The sequence below is a fragment of the Sphingobium sp. 22B genome (assembly GCF_001580035.1).
In the GTDB taxonomy this organism is placed as follows: Bacteria; Pseudomonadota; Alphaproteobacteria; order Sphingomonadales; family Sphingomonadaceae; genus Sphingobium; species Sphingobium fuliginis.
In genome coordinates this window covers 93,516-110,045 of sequence record NZ_LTAB01000003.1, presented here as the reverse complement: position 1 = coordinate 110,045, position 16,530 = coordinate 93,516, and the positions used below count along the sequence as shown (strand labels likewise).

At 66.0% G+C, this 16,530-nt stretch carries 19 protein-coding genes; 8 read left to right on the top strand and 11 right to left on the bottom strand.

The annotated features are described in order from the left end of the window. The first annotated feature begins 111 nt into the window (after positions 1 to 111). From A0J57_RS05010 to A0J57_RS04980, 7 genes are read left to right on the top strand one after another with little or no spacing between them, the layout of a single operon-like run. Positions 112 to 738 (top strand): histidine phosphatase family protein, encoded by a 627-nt coding sequence (locus A0J57_RS05010; RefSeq protein WP_061938367.1) that lies wholly within the window; start codon positions 112 to 114, stop codon positions 736 to 738. Next, a complete protein-coding gene (locus A0J57_RS05005; RefSeq protein ID WP_025551715.1) occupies positions 735 to 1,559 on the top strand; it encodes a TIGR04290 family methyltransferase in 825 nt (274 codons plus the stop codon). The genes A0J57_RS05010 and A0J57_RS05005 overlap by 4 nt, the downstream gene beginning before the upstream one ends. After that, a complete protein-coding gene (locus tag A0J57_RS05000) occupies positions 1,556 to 2,479 on the top strand; it encodes a glycosyl hydrolase (RefSeq protein WP_061938364.1) in 924 nt (307 codons plus the stop codon). Before A0J57_RS05005 ends, A0J57_RS05000 begins: the two co-directional genes overlap by 4 nt. Before the next feature lie 12 nt (positions 2,480 to 2,491). Continuing rightward, complete coding sequence (locus tag A0J57_RS04995; protein ID WP_061938361.1) at positions 2,492 to 3,607, top strand: inositol-3-phosphate synthase; 1,116 nt, start codon at positions 2,492 to 2,494, stop codon at positions 3,605 to 3,607. Next, a complete protein-coding gene (locus A0J57_RS04990; protein ID WP_082718734.1) occupies positions 3,604 to 4,608 on the top strand; it encodes a zinc-binding dehydrogenase in 1,005 nt (334 codons plus the stop codon). Before A0J57_RS04995 ends, A0J57_RS04990 begins: the two co-directional genes overlap by 4 nt. Next, a complete protein-coding gene (locus A0J57_RS04985) occupies positions 4,605 to 5,633 on the top strand; it encodes a Gfo/Idh/MocA family protein (protein ID WP_061938357.1) in 1,029 nt (342 codons plus the stop codon). The genes A0J57_RS04990 and A0J57_RS04985 overlap by 4 nt, the downstream gene beginning before the upstream one ends. 15 nt (positions 5,634 to 5,648) lie before the next feature. Next, on the top strand, positions 5,649 to 5,930 hold the full coding sequence (locus tag A0J57_RS04980) for a hypothetical protein (protein WP_025550104.1): 282 nt from the start codon (positions 5,649 to 5,651) through the stop codon (positions 5,928 to 5,930). A gap of 38 nt (positions 5,931 to 5,968) precedes the next feature. Here A0J57_RS04980 and A0J57_RS04975 read toward each other — a convergent pair whose 3' ends face one another. The 4 genes from A0J57_RS04975 to A0J57_RS04960 are packed head-to-tail and all read right to left on the bottom strand — an operon-like array spanning position 5,969 to position 9,694. Beyond that, positions 5,969 to 7,342: a Coenzyme F420 hydrogenase/dehydrogenase, beta subunit C-terminal domain gene (locus A0J57_RS04975; RefSeq protein WP_061938353.1), complete on the bottom strand. Its 1,374-nt coding sequence runs from the start codon at positions 7,340 to 7,342 to the stop codon at positions 5,969 to 5,971. After that, complete coding sequence (locus A0J57_RS04970; protein ID WP_061938351.1) at positions 7,339 to 8,427, bottom strand: polysaccharide pyruvyl transferase family protein; 1,089 nt, start codon at positions 8,425 to 8,427, stop codon at positions 7,339 to 7,341. The genes A0J57_RS04975 and A0J57_RS04970 overlap by 4 nt, the downstream gene beginning before the upstream one ends. Beyond that, entirely contained in the window at positions 8,405 to 8,800 is a 396-nt protein-coding gene (locus A0J57_RS04965) for a DUF6165 family protein (protein WP_061938411.1), read from the bottom strand. The genes A0J57_RS04970 and A0J57_RS04965 overlap by 23 nt, the downstream gene beginning before the upstream one ends. A gap of 15 nt (positions 8,801 to 8,815) precedes the next feature. Next, positions 8,816 to 9,694, bottom strand: coding sequence for a glycosyltransferase family 9 protein (locus A0J57_RS04960; RefSeq protein WP_235600790.1), 879 nt, complete (start codon positions 9,692 to 9,694; stop codon positions 8,816 to 8,818). A 271-nt stretch (positions 9,695 to 9,965) separates the two neighbouring features. Between A0J57_RS04960 and A0J57_RS04955 the strand changes: the two genes are divergently transcribed. Continuing rightward, positions 9,966 to 11,201 carry an NRAMP family divalent metal transporter gene (locus A0J57_RS04955; RefSeq protein WP_061938345.1) on the top strand — a complete coding sequence of 412 codons (1,236 nt, stop codon included), beginning with the start codon at positions 9,966 to 9,968 and terminating at the stop codon, positions 11,199 to 11,201. A 1-nt stretch (position 11,202) separates the two neighbouring features. On the opposite strand, the gene A0J57_RS04950 is transcribed toward A0J57_RS04955, so the two are convergent. From A0J57_RS04950 to A0J57_RS25860, 7 genes are all read right to left on the bottom strand, one after another. Then, positions 11,203 to 11,931 carry a Crp/Fnr family transcriptional regulator gene (locus A0J57_RS04950; RefSeq protein WP_048576829.1) on the bottom strand — a complete coding sequence of 243 codons (729 nt, stop codon included), beginning with the start codon at positions 11,929 to 11,931 and terminating at the stop codon, positions 11,203 to 11,205. 81 nt (positions 11,932 to 12,012) lie between these two features. Beyond that, entirely contained in the window at positions 12,013 to 12,252 is a 240-nt protein-coding gene (locus tag A0J57_RS04945) for a hypothetical protein (protein ID WP_048576830.1), read from the bottom strand. Between the two features lie 73 nt (positions 12,253 to 12,325). Continuing rightward, a complete protein-coding gene (locus A0J57_RS04940) occupies positions 12,326 to 14,398 on the bottom strand; it encodes an NAD(+) synthase (RefSeq protein ID WP_061938342.1) in 2,073 nt (690 codons plus the stop codon). Continuing rightward, on the bottom strand, positions 14,379 to 14,918 hold the full coding sequence (locus tag A0J57_RS04935; RefSeq protein ID WP_061938408.1) for a CinA family protein: 540 nt from the start codon (positions 14,916 to 14,918) through the stop codon (positions 14,379 to 14,381). Before A0J57_RS04935 ends, A0J57_RS04940 begins: the two co-directional genes overlap by 20 nt. A 17-nt stretch (positions 14,919 to 14,935) precedes the next feature. Beyond that, a complete protein-coding gene (locus A0J57_RS04930; RefSeq protein WP_025550112.1) occupies positions 14,936 to 15,289 on the bottom strand; it encodes a response regulator in 354 nt (117 codons plus the stop codon). A gap of 6 nt (positions 15,290 to 15,295) precedes the next feature. Further along, entirely contained in the window at positions 15,296 to 16,198 is a 903-nt protein-coding gene (locus A0J57_RS04925; protein WP_044662676.1) for an iron-containing redox enzyme family protein, read from the bottom strand. Between the two features lie 124 nt (positions 16,199 to 16,322). After that, on the bottom strand, positions 16,323 to 16,472 hold the full coding sequence (locus tag A0J57_RS25860) for a lmo0937 family membrane protein (protein ID WP_130029753.1): 150 nt from the start codon (positions 16,470 to 16,472) through the stop codon (positions 16,323 to 16,325). Positions 16,473 to 16,530 lie beyond the last annotated feature (58 nt).

Here is a 16,530-nt window from a genome sequence, read left to right as displayed (position 1 = left end):
ATAACTCATGTTATACGGCAAAAACACATGTTATTCATAATGTTTCCATTTACCTGTTTGAGAATTACGACTATGGAACTTTCCTTCTCTTAATCCTGTTAAGCAGCATCTATGTTGATGCTGTCCTCCTCTCGCGAACCGCCCCGCACCTGCTTTCACCTGATCCGTCATGGGATGCATGGCGAATATGGCCGCCTGCTGAGCGGGCGGGCGGGCGCGTCGCCCCTCACTGCGCGGGGCCGCATGCAGGCAGCCGGGGTCGCGGCATGGCGCGGCCTGCACGACATAGACGCCGTCCATGCCAGCCCGCGCCAGCGCACGGTGGAAACCGCCTCCATCATTGCCCGGTCCCTGGGGCTGGAGGTCGCCATCGTCCCCGATCTGGACGAGGTCGATTTCGGTTCCTGGAATGGACAGTCCTTTCCGGAACTGGAGGAAGATCCGCGCTGGCGCGATTGGAACCGCAACCGCTCCACCAGCGCGACGCCGGGCGGAGAGACGATGGGCGGCGCGGTCGCCCGAACCGTCCGGCATCTGGAAATAGTCGCGCGGGAAAAGGCGGGCGCGACCATCCTCTGCGTCACCCATTGCGACATCATCCGCGGGACGATCGCGCATTATCTCGGCCTCAGCCTCGACAATCTGCTGAGGTTCGAAGTCGATCCCGGTTCGATCAGCACGATCCTGCTGGGACCAGGCGGCGGTAGCGTGACCCGATTGAACGAGGTACCCGCATGAAGACAGTGAATCTCGCCGCAGACCGCAAGACCGACGCATTGCGCCGCCAGATCGAAGAATTGGGCCCATGGTTCCACAATCTTCGCATCGGCGGCATGGAAACCGCGCCGGATCATTTCCTGGGCGATTATCCGGCTTTCAAATTCGCGCGCTTTGCGGATGCCGTTCCCGAAGACCTTTCCGGAAAATCCGTACTCGACATCGGCTGCAACGCCGGTTTCTATTCGCTCGAGATGAAACGCCGGGGCGCAGCCGAAGTCCTGGGCATCGATTCCGACGACCGGTATCTGGCCCAGGCCCGTTTCGCCGCCGAAGCGCTGGGCCATGACGGCATCGAGTTCCGCAACCTGTCCGTCTATGACGTCGGAAAACTCGGTCGCCGCTTCGACCTCGTGATCTTCATGGGCGTGCTCTACCATCTGCGGCACCCGCTGCTCGCGCTCGACCTGATCCGCGAGCATGTGGCGGGCGACATGATGCTGTTCCAGACGATGCAGCAGGGTTCGTCCGACGTGCTGCTGGTGCCGGAGGATCATCCCTTCCACGTCCCCGGCACCAGCCGCCCGCCCGGCTTCTTCGACAATCCGGCCTATCCGCGCCTGCACTTCATCGAACGGAAATTCGCGCATGACTGGACCAACTGGTGGGCCCCGAACAAGGCCGGCGCGCAGGCGCTGCTGCGCGCCGCCGGCTTCACCATAGAGGCCGAGCCGGAGGAGGAAGTCTATCTCTGCCGCGCCGCGCCGATCCCCTTCGGGGAGCTGATGGGCAGGCCGGCCGTCTATCCAGCCCAAGGGCCAGAGGAGGGAACCGACGCATGATCGAAGCCGCGATGATCTGGAACGAACCCAATAACAAGTCGCATTGGGACCCGGAGGTCGACCCCGACTGGTCGCTCTATGCCGACATGGTGATCCGCGCGGGCGCCGCCATCGCCGACGCCAATCCCGCCGTGACCCGCGTGCTGGGCGGCATGTCGCCCATCGATCCGCATTGGGTGAACCGGATGCGCGACCATGGCGCGCTGGACGCGGTGGATGTCGTGGCGGTGCACGGCTTCCCGCTCGACTGGAACCTCTGGCCGCTCAATGACTGGCCCGCCCGGATCGCGGAGATCGAGGCGGTGGCGCCCGACAAGCCGGTCTGGGTGACGGAAGTCGGCGTCGGCTCCTTCGGCGCGGAGGAAGTGCAGGTCTTCGGCCTCAACCGCACCGCCGAACTGCTGATCGGGCGGGTGCCGCGCATCTATTGGTACAGCCTTTACGACCTGCCGCAGGAATGGGGCGCGACCACGCGCCATCGGGAAGCGGAAGGATCGAGCTATTACCGCCATTTCTACATGGGGCTGATCCGCGCCGACGGCACGCCCAAGCCCGCACTGGACGACTATGCCAGGGTCGCTGGCGAGATGGGGCTGATGCAATGGTTTCATTTCGAGGACCCGCGCCTGAACGATGCCGTCGACTGGATGAAGCGGCTGGGCGTCAGGCAGTTGCGCACCGGCCTGAGCTGGGCCGACAGCTTCCGCCCCAATGCGGTGGACTGGTTCGACCGGCAGATGGAGGCGCTCAGCGATTTCGACGTCACCGTCACCTTCTGCTTCACGCCCGAACATCTGGGCATCGCCCCCCATCACAGCAGCGCGGTCCACGATCCGCAGGCCTTCGCGGATTTCTGCGCCTGGATGATCGACCGCTACGCGCCGGCATCGGCCGCCCTGCCGGTCGCCCGCACCGCCTGACGGAGACGCATCATGCAACCTATCAACATCGGCATCGTCGGCGTCGGCAATTGCGCCAGTTCGCTGGTGCAGGGCCTGTCCCACTATCGCGCCGAGAGCAACGACCATAGCGGCCTGATGCATTGGGAACTGGGCGGCTATCGCCCCTGCGACATCCGACTGGCGGCGGCCTGGGACATCGACCGGCGAAAGGTCGGCCGCGACATTGCCGAAGCGATCTTCGCCCGGCCCAATTGCACCCAGACCTTCTGCGGCGACGTCCGCCCCAGCGGGGTGAAGGTGGAGATGGGCCGCCTGCTCGACGGCTGCGCCGATCATATGGCGGACCATCCCGACGATCGCACCTTCCTGCCTGCCGACGCCGCCGAACCCGACCGCGCGCAGGTGGTCGAACGGCTGCGCGAGGCGAAGGTGGACGTGCTGCTCAACTATCTGCCCGTGGGATCGCAGCAGGCGACGGAATTCTACGCGCAATGCGCGCTGGAGGCGGGCGTCGCCTTCGTCAACAACATTCCGGTCTTCATCGCCAGCGACCCCGCATGGGCGGACCGGTTCGAGCGGGCAGGCGTGCCGATCATCGGGGACGACATCAAGGCGCAACTGGGCGCGACCATCGTCCATCGGGTTCTCACCGACCTGTTCGCCAAGCGGGGCGTGAAGCTGGACCGCACCTACCAGCTCAACACCGGCGGCAATACCGATTTCCTCAATATGTCGAACCGTTCGCGGCTGAAGTCGAAGAAGATTTCGAAGACCGAAGCCGTGCAATCGGTCGCGGAAACCCGGCTGGAGGATGAGAATATCCATATCGGCCCATCCGACTATGTCGCCTGGCAGAATGACAACAAGGTCTGTTTCCTGCGCATGGAGGGCCAACTCTTCGGCGGCGTGCCGATGAACCTCGAACTGCGCCTGTCGGTGGAGGACAGCCCCAATTCGGCGGGCGTCGCCATCGACATGATCCGTTGCGCCAAGATCGCGCTGGATCGCGGTCTGGGGGGCCCCATCCATCCGGCGGCCGCCTATTTCTGCAAGCATCCGCCGATGCAGATGACGGATGACCGGGCGCATGAAGCGCTGGAGGCCTTTATCCGTGGGGAGGGCGCGATCGCGCTGGCGGCGGAATGAGCGAATTGCTGATGGCGGAGCGCGAACCGGCCGAAAAGGCGGCGACCATGCGCGCGGCGGTTGTCACCGGCCCCGGCGCGGTGCGGATCGACCGGGTTCCGATGCCGCGGCCCGGCCCCGGTCAGGTCCGCATAAGGCTGGAGGGATGCGGCGTCTGCGCCTCCAACCTCACCCCCTGGGCGGGACCGGAATGGCAAAGCTTCCCGCTGGAACCGGGTGCGCTCGGCCATGAGGGCTGGGGCATTGTCGATGCCATCGGGGAGGACGTGACCTCCGTAACGGTGGGGGACCGCGTGGCGGCGCTTTCCTATGCCAGCTATGCCGACCATGACCTCGCGGACGAAAGCGCCATCGTGCGGCTGCCGTCCGAACTGGACGGGCTGCCCTTCCCCGGCGAACCGCTGGGGTGCGCATTCAACATCTTCCGCCGCGCCGACATCCATCCCGGCCAGACCATCGCGATCATCGGCATCGGCTTTCTGGGGGCGCTGCTCACCCGGCTCGCGACGGAGGCCGGAGCCCGCGTCGTCGCCATTTCGCGGCGCCCCTCCTCGCTCGCCCTCGCCCGCGATCATGGCGCGGCGGAGACGATCGCGATGGACGATCATCAGGCGATCATCGACCGGGTCGGCGCGCTCACCCAAGGACGCTTCTGCGAACGGACGATAGAGGCGGTGGGCAAGCAATGGCCGCTCGACCTGGCGGGCGAACTCACCGCCGAGCGCGGCAAGCTGATCGTCGCGGGCTATCATCAGGACGGGCCGCGCCAGGTGAACATGTGGCTGTGGAACTGGCGCGGCATCGACGTCATCAACGCCCATGAGCGCGATCCCGCGGCCTATGCAGAGGGAATGAGGGAAGCAGTGGCGGCGGTCGCTTCCGGCCGCATCGATCCCGCGCCGCTCATCACCCACCACTATCCGCTCGACCGGCTGGGCGAGGCGCTGGACGCCACGCGCGACAAGCCGGACGGTTTCGTAAAGGCGATCATCGTCCCATGAATGCCGCTATCGCCCCTGCACCGACCCTCCTCACCCGCCCGCGCATCGGCTTTCTGGGCGTGGGCTGGATCGGCCGCAACCGGATGGAGGCCATGCTGGCGACCGGCGGGATCGAGGCGGCCGCCATTGCCGACGCCCTGCCCGGCAACGGCGCGGAGGCCGCCCTGCTCGCTCCCGACGCGGTGCGGCTGGACTCGCTCGATGCGCTGCTGGAACAGCCGCTCGACGGCATGGTCATCGCCACTCCCAGCGCACTCCACGCAGAACAGTCGATCCGCGCGCTGGAGCGGGGCGTCCCGGTCTTCTGCCAGAAGCCGCTGGGCCGCACCGGGGCGGAGGTCCGGGCCGTGATCGACGCCGCCCGCGCGGCCGACCGGCTGCTGGGCGTCGACCTGTCCTATCGCGGCACCGCAGGCATGCGCGCCCTGCGGGAGCATGTCCGCGCCGGCCAACTGGGCCATGTCCATGCCGTCGACCTCATCTTCCACAATGCCTATGGCCCGGACAAGCCGTGGTTCCACGATCCCGCACTGTCGGGCGGCGGCTGCATGATGGACCTTGGCGTGCATCTGATCGACCTGGCGCTCTGGGTGCTCGACTTCCCCGAGGTGGATCGGATCGAAGCCGCCCTCTTCGCGAAAGGACGCCCGCTGGAGGATCGCGGCCGGCAGGTCGAGGATCTGGGCATGGCGACGCTGCATCTGGCGGACGGGCGCATGGTCCGGATCGCCTGCTCCTGGAACCTCCACGCCGGGCAGGATGCGGTGATCGCCGCCGATTTTTACGGCGACAGGGCGGGAGCCGCATTCCGCAACATCGGCGGCTCCTTCTACGACTTCCGGGCAGAGCTGTTCCGCGGCACGGCGCGGGAAACGCTGTCGGAGCCCGGCGATCCATGGGGCGGCCGAATGGCGGCGGAATGGGCCGAAAAGCTGGCGCGCTCCCCTCGCTTCGATCCGGAATGCGAAGAACTGGCGCATGTGGCCGACATCATGGACGGCATTTACGCCGCGGCGACAGGATAAGGAAAGGAATTCATCATGAGCACATCGGACACGACCACCGACCATGACACCATCCGCAAATGGGTGGAGGATCGCGGCGGCCGCCCTGCAGTCGTCAAGGCGACAGAAGACAATGGCAAGGGCGGCGGCCTGCTGCGCATCGACTTTCGCGAAAAGGATGAGGCGCTGGACGAAATCGAGTGGGATGAATTCTTCCGCATCTTCGATGAGAACAATCTCGCCTTCCTCTATCAGGACAAGACGAAGGACGGGAAGGAAAGCCGGTTCAGCAAATTCGTGGAACGCGACAAGGGGTAAGCCCGCAGCAGGCGCCCCCTGACCATTGCGGCCAAGGGTCAGGCAAAACGGTCGAACAGCTTCCCCAGCCAGCCGCGCGAATAAGCGAGGCCATGGTAGAGCTTCAGCATGGCCCGCGCCCAGAGCAGGAACAGGCCGGGCCTGCCCAGAGCCTCGGCCAGCCGGAACACCGTGCCGCTGCCCCTGCTGATCGCGTGGCGCAGCCGATAGATCATCCTGCGCCGCCACGGCAGGCCCGCGCTGCCCGGCCGCACGCGCTTGCGCGGCCGGACGCCCGCCTTGCGCCAGCAAAGCCGATAGGCCAGTCCTTCCCGCCGCTGGCGAAAGCCCGCCGCCTGCGTTTCCCGCACGAAACCGGCATCGACGGGTTGCAAGGCCAGCCTTCCCGCATCGATGCCTTCGCGCAGCATCGCGTGCAGCGCGGGCGACCGCACCACCACGACATTGGTGCCGCGCCCGTCGGAGGAATAGGGTTCCACCCAGGCATCGCCAAAGGCGATGTCGGCGGTCTCTGCCACCACATCGTCGCAAAAGTCGCAGGCGCTGTTCTGGAAGAACCCCGACCCCCAGTCACCATCCACCAGATGCCACCAGTCCCGCATCCGCTGTTCGCCGGCACGATCGGTCAGCCGCGCCCTGTACCAGTTGGCCGGCCGCTCCGGGTCCTTGACGCGATAGTCGATCTGCCGGACAGCGGCGGGATCGAAACCCATCTGCCGGGCGAAGCTGGACGCCATATGGCGGCTTTTCATATGCCCGCACACCAGGCCCAGCGTAAAGACAATACGCTCCCGCAGCAGCGGATCGGCGGCGCGGGCGAGATGCACCGCCTTGATGAAGCAGGGAATGCCGACGACGGCATAGCGGCCCGGCACCTCCCGGATCTCGCGCAGCACCTCGGCCATGTCGACGGGATAGTAGCGCGACTGCGCGCCCTCCCACAAAGCAGGAAGATCGCGCGCTATGCGATAGCGGAACAGACGCCCCTCGGTCGCAGGATCGGCCCGCGTCACATGCGCCACGCCATCCACCATCCCCCGGCGCAACAGTTCGCCCGCGACCCAGCTCACCATGCCGCCCGAACTGCCCCTTTCGCGATAGCCGGCTTCGGCGGCGTGGCCGACATAGGCGGCGTCGAACCGGCCGATATACTCGTCCTGCGCCGCCGCTGCCGGAAAGCGCTGTCCGGCGATCTCATCCTCATTCATGGCGTGCGGGGAAAAAGGACAGCATGCCGAAAAGCCCTCGCTCCGCCGCCGGTACCAATCCGGATCGCCGGCCGGGTTGCGCTGGCCGTCCCTGTTCCACTCCAGCCGGGCCTGCTCGGGCCGGGCCTGCGCGACGCAGCCGCCGCAGCCGATGCAGAGGCCCGACGAAACCATGTCGCGGGGGCTGACCGCCGCCGCGCTCATGACGGCATCGCCAGCGCCCGCCGCAGGAAATCGCCCGACTGCGCCCGCAATCGATCGATGCGCTGCTGCACGGCCGATGCCGGCGGTTCGTCGAGGCTCCGGGCGACGACCCGATCATCATCCTCCGGCTGGATCATATGCCCTTCCGCGCCCAGCTCCCAGAGGAGATCGCGCACCTTGTTCATGCGGTAGGCGGAGGGCGCCGTGACGAAAGGACGCCCATTCAGCAGGGCGAAGACGCAGCCATGGAAGAAATTGGTGACGACGGCGTCGGCGCCCGCCATCAGCTCGGCGAATTCCAGCGGTCCGGCCTCCAGCCATTGCTCGTCCGCCCAGTCGTTGCGATAGCCTATGCTGCGGATCGGGAGCCCGCGCGCCCTTGCCCAGTGGCGGACGGAAAGACAGAACCACTCCGGGAAATTATGACCGTAAAGCGCCACATAGCCTTCGCCCGACGCGCCCCTGCGCGCCGCCGGTCCGGGAAATTGCAGGCAAGGGTCCAGCACGATGTCGGGGTCATGACCCAGCGCGGTTCTGATCATCCGGCGGCTGTTCTGGTCGCGCACGGAAATGGAGGCGAAGTTGCCGATCTGGCTTGCCCAATGGTCGGACAGTCCCTCCGACGCGTTCTGATTGCCGAAACTGGCTGCATAGGAGATCAGCGTCCCGCGAACCCCCTTTCCGTAAAAGGCCGAACATCCGCCATACCAGGGGTGGCGCAGGTTCCACACCTCGTCGCTGCCGACGATGACGGCGTCATAATCGCCCATCTCTTCCGGCCGGTCGATGGGAAAGCGGCGCGACAGCGGCAACCGCTCGAACGCCTCGCGAAATTTCCGGGTCTTGCGGGCATAGGCCGGAAAATCGCTGCGCGGCGTCCGCTGCGGCAGGGTGGGGCTGAGCGCGCAGCGAAGCTCCGCCCGGGTGACTCGCGGCGACTCATGGTCCAGCAATTCGGCCTCGACGCCCATGCGCCGCAACCCTTCGACCAGACAGCGCGCCTGCCAATAGGAACCGTAGTTGATGCAACGGTGGAATGTCAGGACGCCCAGCCGCCGCATCTCAGTCCGCTGCGCAGGCGGCATAGCTTTTTTCCTCCACCAGTTCGGAATCCAGCAGGCGGTTGATCTCCCGCTTGATCGCGGCGCGCCGGTCGTTCATCCGGTAGACCGACCGGGCAAGGTCGATGAAGGACGCGCCGAACCGCGCTGCCGCCTCTTCCCCCCGGATCGCGTCCTCGATTTCCCAAAGCGCCTCGTTCACCCGCTTCAGGCTTTCGACCAAACCGCCCACGGCCCCGTCGCGCAGGGCCTGTTCGCCGATGGCGCTCAGCAACCGATATTCCCTGCCCACATTGTCCCGCGCGGCGGGCGCGGCGATCCGCTCCTGCTTGATCTGCAGGATCGTCATCTTGTCCAGCAACTCCCCCCAGGACACCGGCACGGAAGGGGTCGGCATATATCCCATGTTCAGCTACCTTTCCGCTGCGAGCGCCGGACAGGCGGCAACGTCGCGCGCCAGTTCGGCCAATGGCGTTTCCCAGTCGCCGGCGCTGGGCTGGGCATAGATCCGCATCGATGGATACCAGGGCGTGCCGCGCGCGCCGACCGGCCAGCGCCAGTCGGGATCGGACTTCAGCAACAGCCAGGTCGGCTTGCCCATGGCGCCGGCCAGATGGGCGATCATCGTGTCGACGGTGATGACCAGATCCGTCGCGGCGACCAGGGCCGCCGTCGCCTTCATGTCGAAGGGGCAGCCGTCCGGATTGAGCACGGGCAGCGTCGTCGCCTCCGGCATCAGGCTGATGCAGGGCGCCATGGCGCAGATCGGCGCCAGCAGGTGCGGCGGAATGGACCGCGCGGGGTCCCACGGTCCCGCGCCATGGCAAAGCCCGACGCAACCATGCGGCAGCACGCCGCTTTCCGCCGCGAGATAGGGCATCGCCGCATCGGCGGGCGTCAGCCGAAGCGCGAAGTCCAGTTCCGTGATCTCCAGATCGCATTCCGACTGCGGCAGCGGATGGGCGTCGATAAAGGGGACGAAGCGGATGCCGCCGCCCGGTCCGGCGATGAGGTCGATCAGCCGCGGCTGCATCTCCACCGTCAGCGAGGCCGTGCGCGCCGCCAGCATCGGCAGGAAGCGCGCGAACTGGATGCTGTCGCCCAGGCCATGATAGCAGCGCACCAGACAATGCCTGCCTTCATAAGGCCGCCCGTCCCATACCCAGCGCTGATGATAGGGCAGCGTCGGATCGTCCCGGCGGGCGGGATCGCGCCGCTGCAGTTCCCGTTCCGAAATCGCCCAGGCGGCGGCATGGTCCCCCGCGCGCATCGCAGCCGCCCAATCTGCCATGTGATCCGCCATGCCGTCCCCAATTCCCGCCCGGTGGAGCGCGTTCCGGACCGCCGGCGCGACCCGGACGATCCGCTAACCTATGTGATCGAAATTCCGGCATCGGCGCGTCGTGGAAACCGGCCCGCTATCATGGGTTAACGGCCATGCACCTCCCGCCGTGCCTGCCGTGTTGAACCACGGCTTTGCCCGTTCGAGGTGGAAATTGACTGCCCAATCCCGTGACCCGCTGAAAACCCGCAGGCCGGCGGACAGGCCGCGCCGGGGCTTCATGAAGATGCTCGCCGCCGGCATCGTGACGGGCGCCGCCGACGACGATCCTTCCGCGATCGGCACCTATGCCAGCGCGGGCGCGCGCTACGGCCTTGCCTTCCTGTGGATCGCGCCGGTCCTGCTGCCGATGATGTATGTCGTCGTCTATCTGTCCGCGAAGATCGGGCAGGTCTATGGCAAGGGCCTGTTCGCCTGCATCCGCGATCAGTTCCCGCGCTGGCTGCTGCTGCCGCTGGTGACGCTCGCCTTCGCCGGCAACATCATAGAGGCGGCGGCGGACCTGGGCGGCATCGGCGCGGCGCTCAACCTGCTGGTGCCGATCCCGGTGCCGCTGATCGTGGTGGGCGCGGCGGCGATCATCTTCGCCCTGCAATATTTCGGTTCCTACATGCTCATCCGGCGCGTGTTCCGCTGGCTGGCGCTCATCCTCTTCGCCTATGTGGCGGCAGCGGTCATGGCCCGCCCCGATCCCATCGCGGTGCTGCGAGCCACCTTCATCCCCGCGCTCAGGATCGATGCGCAATCGCTGCCGCTGATCGTCGCCTGCATAGGCACCTCGCTTTCCGCCTATATCTATACCTGGCAATCCAATCAGGAGGTGGAGGAGCAGATCGCCCTGGGCCGCCGCCGGCTCTGGCAGCGCAAGGGCGCGACCGCGTCGGAGATGAAGCGGACGAGCCGCGACGTGCTGACCGGCATGATCTTTTCCAACCTCATCCTCTATTTCATCCTGCTCGCGACCGGGATCACCCTGCACGCCGCCGGACGGACGGAGATCGAGACCGCCGCCGACGCCGCCGCCGCGCTGGAACCCATCGCCGGTCAGGCCGCGAAATTCCTGTTCGCCGCCGGCGTGGTCGGGGTGGGCTTCCTGGCGGTGCCGGTGATGACCACGGGCGCGGCCTATGACGTGGTGCAGGGGCTGGGCCGCGCGGGCAGCCTGCATGACGCGCCGCAGGACAACAGGCTGTTCTATGCCATCATCGCGGCGGTGACGGTGCTGGCGGTGGCGATGAACTTCCTGGGCTTCAACCCGATGAAGGCGCTGGTCTGGTCGGGCATCGTCCAGGGCTTTTCCGTGCCGCCGCTGCTGCTGCTCATGATGCTGCTCACCAACCGTCCGGCCGTGGTCGGCGCGCGCACCAATGGCCGCTGGACCAACCTGCTGGGCTGGACGACGACCGGCGTCACCTTCCTTTGCGCCCTGTCGCTGGCGGCGAGCTGGCTGCTATGAGCTATTCCCGACGCATTTCCAGATAACCGCTGTCGAAGCTCGCGATGCGGACGAGGCCGTCCCAGTCCAGCACGCGGATGGTCCGCCCGGTCCAGGACAGGACACCCTGCTGCCTCAGCCAGCGCACGACGCGGTTCATGTGCACCGGCGTGATGCCGAGCGCGTCGGCAATATGCGCCTGCGTCGCCTTGAATTCGAAGGCCGTGCGCGAACCCTGGCCCGCGCATTCCAGCCGCAACGCCATTTCGCATAGCAGATGCGCGGTGCGCGCCGCCGCATCCCGCCTGCCAAGGCTGACCACCCATTGGGCGATGATCGAAGCGTCGACCACGCAGTCGCGCCAGAAGGCCTCCGCCACGCGCGGATGGGCGCGCGAGACCCGCAGCAGTTCCTCATGCGGGATCTTCAGATAGGTGAGCGGCGCGGAAAGGGCCTGAACCGCCCATTCCACGCGCGGCAGCATGGCGGAATGCAGGTCGCACATGTCGCCGGGAATATACATCGCCGTGATCTGCCGCATGCCGTTGGGCAACTGCCCGAACCGCCCCGCAAGGCCTTCCGCCACCAGGCAGGAATAGGTCACCAGATGACCGGGAGGGACGATGTCGACATTGGGCGACACCTGCGCCAAATGGAAGCGCATGGACAGGATCGCCTGCCGTTCCTCCTCCGTCAGCGGGGAACGGATCAGAAGCCGGTTCAGGAAATATTGCAGGGCTGGATGCGGCATCAGCCGACGCTCCCCACAAGAGGGCGCAACCGCCGCAGGGCGATGATGCGCGAGGGGGGCGGCCTGCAGAATCGCCGCAGGTCAGCCATCGAACGTCACGACATCGCGAAAATAGATCGTTTCCAGCTTGCGGCCCTGATCGTCCTGCAAGACCAGATGATGATCGAGATTGACAGGCCGGCCGTGGATGACATGTTCCGCGATGATTTCGCGCCCGCTGCGGATCGCTTCGGCCCGCGCCTCCGCCACGTCAGCAAATTGCTGGCCGGCTTCGTCGATCACATTGTCGTCGTTGAACAGGTGAATGTGGAATATCGGCATGGGTGATAAAATCCGTGTTCGAAACATTGTTCCGGCGTCAGGCCGCGTTATCCCACGACGACTTCGGCGGAGGTCAGCCCCCGTTGTCGTCGCCATCCAGACCACGCGCCAATTCGTCGAGCCACACCGTCGCGGTCCCGTCCGACGGCGCCCGCCAGTCGCCTCTGGGCGACAGCGCGCCGCCGGAGGAGATTTTCGGGCCATTGGGCAGCGCGGACCGCTTGAACTGGCTGATCGTGAAGAAGCGGTAGAGGAAATTTTCCAGCCAGTGCCGGATGGTCGGCAGATCATAGGCGCGTTTGGCGCTCTCCGGATAATCCGTCGGCCATGCGCCGCTTCCGGCGTCGCGCCAGGCGTGCCATGCCAGAAAGGCGACTTTCGACGGCGGCAGGCCCAGGCGCACGATATGATGCAGGAAGAAATCGTTGAGCGCATAGGGGCCGACCCGATCCTCCGTGCTCTGCAAGGCGCCGTCCTCCCCCGCCGGCACCAGTTCGGGCGAGATTTCGGTATGCAATATCGCGTCCAATATCCGCGCAGTCGCCGCATCGAACTGGCCGGTCGCGATGCACCAGCGGATCAGGAACTGGATCAATGTCTTGGGAATGGCGCTGTTGACCGCATAATGGCTCATCTGGTCGCCCACGCCATAGGTGCACCAGCCCAGCGCCAGTTCGCTGAGGTCGCCCGTCCCCACGACGAAGCCGCCATGCCTGTTGGCCAGCCGGAACAGATAGTCCGTGCGCAACCCCGCCTGCACATTTTCGAAGGTCACGTCATAGACCGGCTTCCCCCGCGCGAAGGGATGTCCCATGTCGCCCAGCATCTGGCGGGCGGCGGGGCGGATGTCGATCTCCTCCCCCTTCACCCCCAATGCGTTCATCAGCGCCCAGGCATGTCCCTTGGTCAACTCGCCCGTGGCGAAGCCCGGCATGGTGTAGCCCAATATGGCCGAGCGCGGCAGGCCCAGCCGGTCGCAGGCCTTGGCGGCGACGATCAGGGCATGGGTGGAATCGAGGCCGCCCGACACGCCGATGACGAAATGCCGGCCCGCGGTCGCCCGAAAGCGCGTGACCAGCCCCTCGACCTGGATATTGAAAGCCTCGTAGCAATCCGCCGCAAGCTGCCCCGGATCGGCGGGGACGAAGGGAAAGCGCCGGGGCGACCGGTGCAGGCCGACATCCTTGCCGCCGCGCAGAAAGGGAAAACGGACGGTACGGAAGCGGGTTTCCGGATGCCCGGCCGCGGCCGCATTGTCGTTGAAGGTGCCGTTGCGCATCCGCTCCAGCCGCAGCCTCTGCACATCGACATCGGCGTAGAGCAGTTCCGCCGCATCCCCGAACCGCTCCGATTCCGCCAGCAGTTCGCCCATCTCATGCACCATGGCCTGCCCATCCCAGGCCATGTCCGTGGTGCTCTCCCCCGTGCCCGCCGCCGAATAGGCATAGGCCGCCTGACAGCGCACCGACTGGGAGGCGGATAGCAGATGCCGGTCGCGCGCCTTGCCGATGGTGATGTTGGAGGCCGAAAGATTGCACAGGATCAGCGCGCCCGCCATCGCCCCCATGGTGGAGGGCGGCAGCGGCGCCCAGAAATCTTCGCAGATCTCGACATGGAAGATGAAGTCGGGACAGGTGTCGGCCGCGAACAGCAGGTCCGTGCCGAACGGCGCGACATGGCCGCCGACGTCGATTTCCAGCCCGGAAAGACCGGCTCCGGACGCGAACCAGCGCTTTTCATAATATTCGCGGTAATTGGGCAAATAGCTTTTCGGCACCACGCCCAGCAGCCGCCCGTCCGCAATGACCAGCGCGCAATTGTAGAGCCGCCCGCCGCGCCGAAGCGGCGCACCGATCAGCAACACCGGCCAGCCGGCGCTCGCCTCGATCAGCGCCGCCGCCTCCCGTTCCACCCGGTCGAGCAGCGCTTCCTGCAGGTGCAGGTCGTCGATCGCATAGGATGACAGGCATAGCTCGGGAAACAGCAGGAGGTCGGCCGCGCCGCCCGCCGCCTGCCGCGCAAGCGTCCGGATCGCCTGTGCATTGGCTCCGACATCGCCAACGCTGCCCTTGGGCGTCGCCGCGGCGACACGGACAAGGCCGTGGCTATGGATCGACGCGAACCTTTCAACCTCGCTCAAGGGCATGCCTCATCATCTCGAGCGCGACCCGGATGGACCTGATCCGCACGGGTCCTCGCCCTATGTCCCCGAAATGCTCTTCCCGATGCTCGGTCGCCCCGCCTCGTCCGGCGCAGGCGAAATGGACCAGGCCCGCTTCTTCCCCGGGCGGGGCCGCGCCGGCATAGCCCGTTATGGCAAGCGCGATGTCCGCATGGGACCGTTCGATCGCGCCATCCGCCATCGCCATGGCGACCTCCCGGCTGACCGCACCGCAGGCCGCGATCCGCTCGCTGCGGATGCCCAGCAATTCGCATTTGGCATCCTCGCTATAGACGACGAAGCCGCGTTCGAAGGCGTGGCTCGCGCCCTCCACATCGGTCAGCAGCGACGCCAGCAGCCCGCCCGTGCAGCTTTCCGCCGTCGCCAGCGTCAGTTCGGCGGAACAACAATCCTTCAGCAACGCGGCGGCGGCGTTCTCAATATCTTCGGGAATGATGGGCGACAGGGTTTCCGCCCTATCGCCCTTCCCATCCGATGCGCTCATGGCGGGCCATCCTCATTCTAATGCACGATCCGGCGCAGGGCATCGATCAACTGGCGGGACAGAGCCCATTTGGGCACGAGCGGAGCGCCGGGATGAGCGTTGACGGCGGGATGCGCAAAGGCGCCGGTACAGAACAGATAAGGGATGTCATATCGGTCCAGATCGTCGGCGAGCAGACCGACATCCCCATCCCTCACCCGCACGTCGAGCACCGCGCCCGCCGGGAAATCCGCCGCGACCGCCGCCATGCCGTCCGCCAGGCTGGCATATGGACCGTCCACCTCATAATCCGCGTCTTCCAGCAGGTCCGCGATGATGCCCGCTATCGCCGGATCATCCTCCACCAGCAGGATTTTGGGATTTGCCGCCATGGCGCCTCATCCCAATCCGAAATGCGCGCGATAGCGCTCGAAACAACGCTCCCCGCATTGAAGGCGGATCAGCGCGCCTTCCGCCATCGCCGTCGCCCGCCGTGGGTCTTCGGCGACGAGCGGCACTATGGCTTCATCGTTCCAGTCGCGGCTGTGCTTGACGTCCAGCACGGCATGCAGATCGAAATAGCGCCTTTCGCTGCCGCTGAGCCCGATGCGGCGCAGGCCCTGGGCGGTATGGGCGGAACGGCCGGGCGCGGTCAGTTCGATCACGCCCAGCGCGCCGACGCTGTGCCAGGCATAACAGCGCGACGTCGCCATCGCCGTCATCGCATTGGCGAGGGCCAGGCTCTGCCAGACCGTGCTCTCGACCCCGATGTCGAGGTGGAGTATGTCGACCAGCTGGCCCAGCATCGGGCCGTGCATGCCCTTGGCATTGCCGCGGCCCATCTCGTCCCAATAGTTGCGCGCCAGTTCCAGCTTGGCGCGCGGCGGCAGCTTCACCTGAGTCAGGGCGACCAGATCGTCGAAACCCGCTTCCCCCGCCGCTTCCTGCGAAAGGAACCATCGAATCTCGTCCCGGCTCGCCTCCTGCGCCAGCCAGGGGAAAAGCGCGTCCTTCTGGCCGGGTCCGCTTTCCTTCAGTCCTTCGAACCAGGCGATGAACCCGTCCGGGTCGGTCGGCGCCTGCGCCGCTTCCTCGCGAACCTCCGCGCGCAGCTCCTCGATAAAGCCATGCTCCAGACGAAGCATCCGCCGATCGCGGTCGAATCTCTCCGCGGTCATGTCCGAAGGAAATGCTGGCGAAAGCCGTTCACGATTCCAGTAGGTAAGTTCCTCCTGAAACGGCTGCTGCAGAAATTGTGACCCGTGATATTCCCATTGTGTCGCCACGATAAAACCTCTCATTCATCATGGCTAAAAATCCCGGGACAGGCGAGCGTTCCTGAAAATCTTACTGATCCGGATCAACTCTGCAGGAAACGGCCATGATGACTGCCGGACGGGTGCCGACAATCATCCTGGCGAACGATCAGGGAACCCGTCGGCCCGCCACAAGCTGATAGACGAGGACGACCAACGCCAATACCAGCAGCAGGTGGATCAGTCCGCCGCCCACCGGCACGATGAATGCGCCCAATGCCCAGAGGATGAGGAGGATGATAAGGATGGTCCACAACATGATCGGCCTCGCTGTCGCTAAGTCAGGCTGGATAAGTCGCGCCGCCTGCGATTGTTCC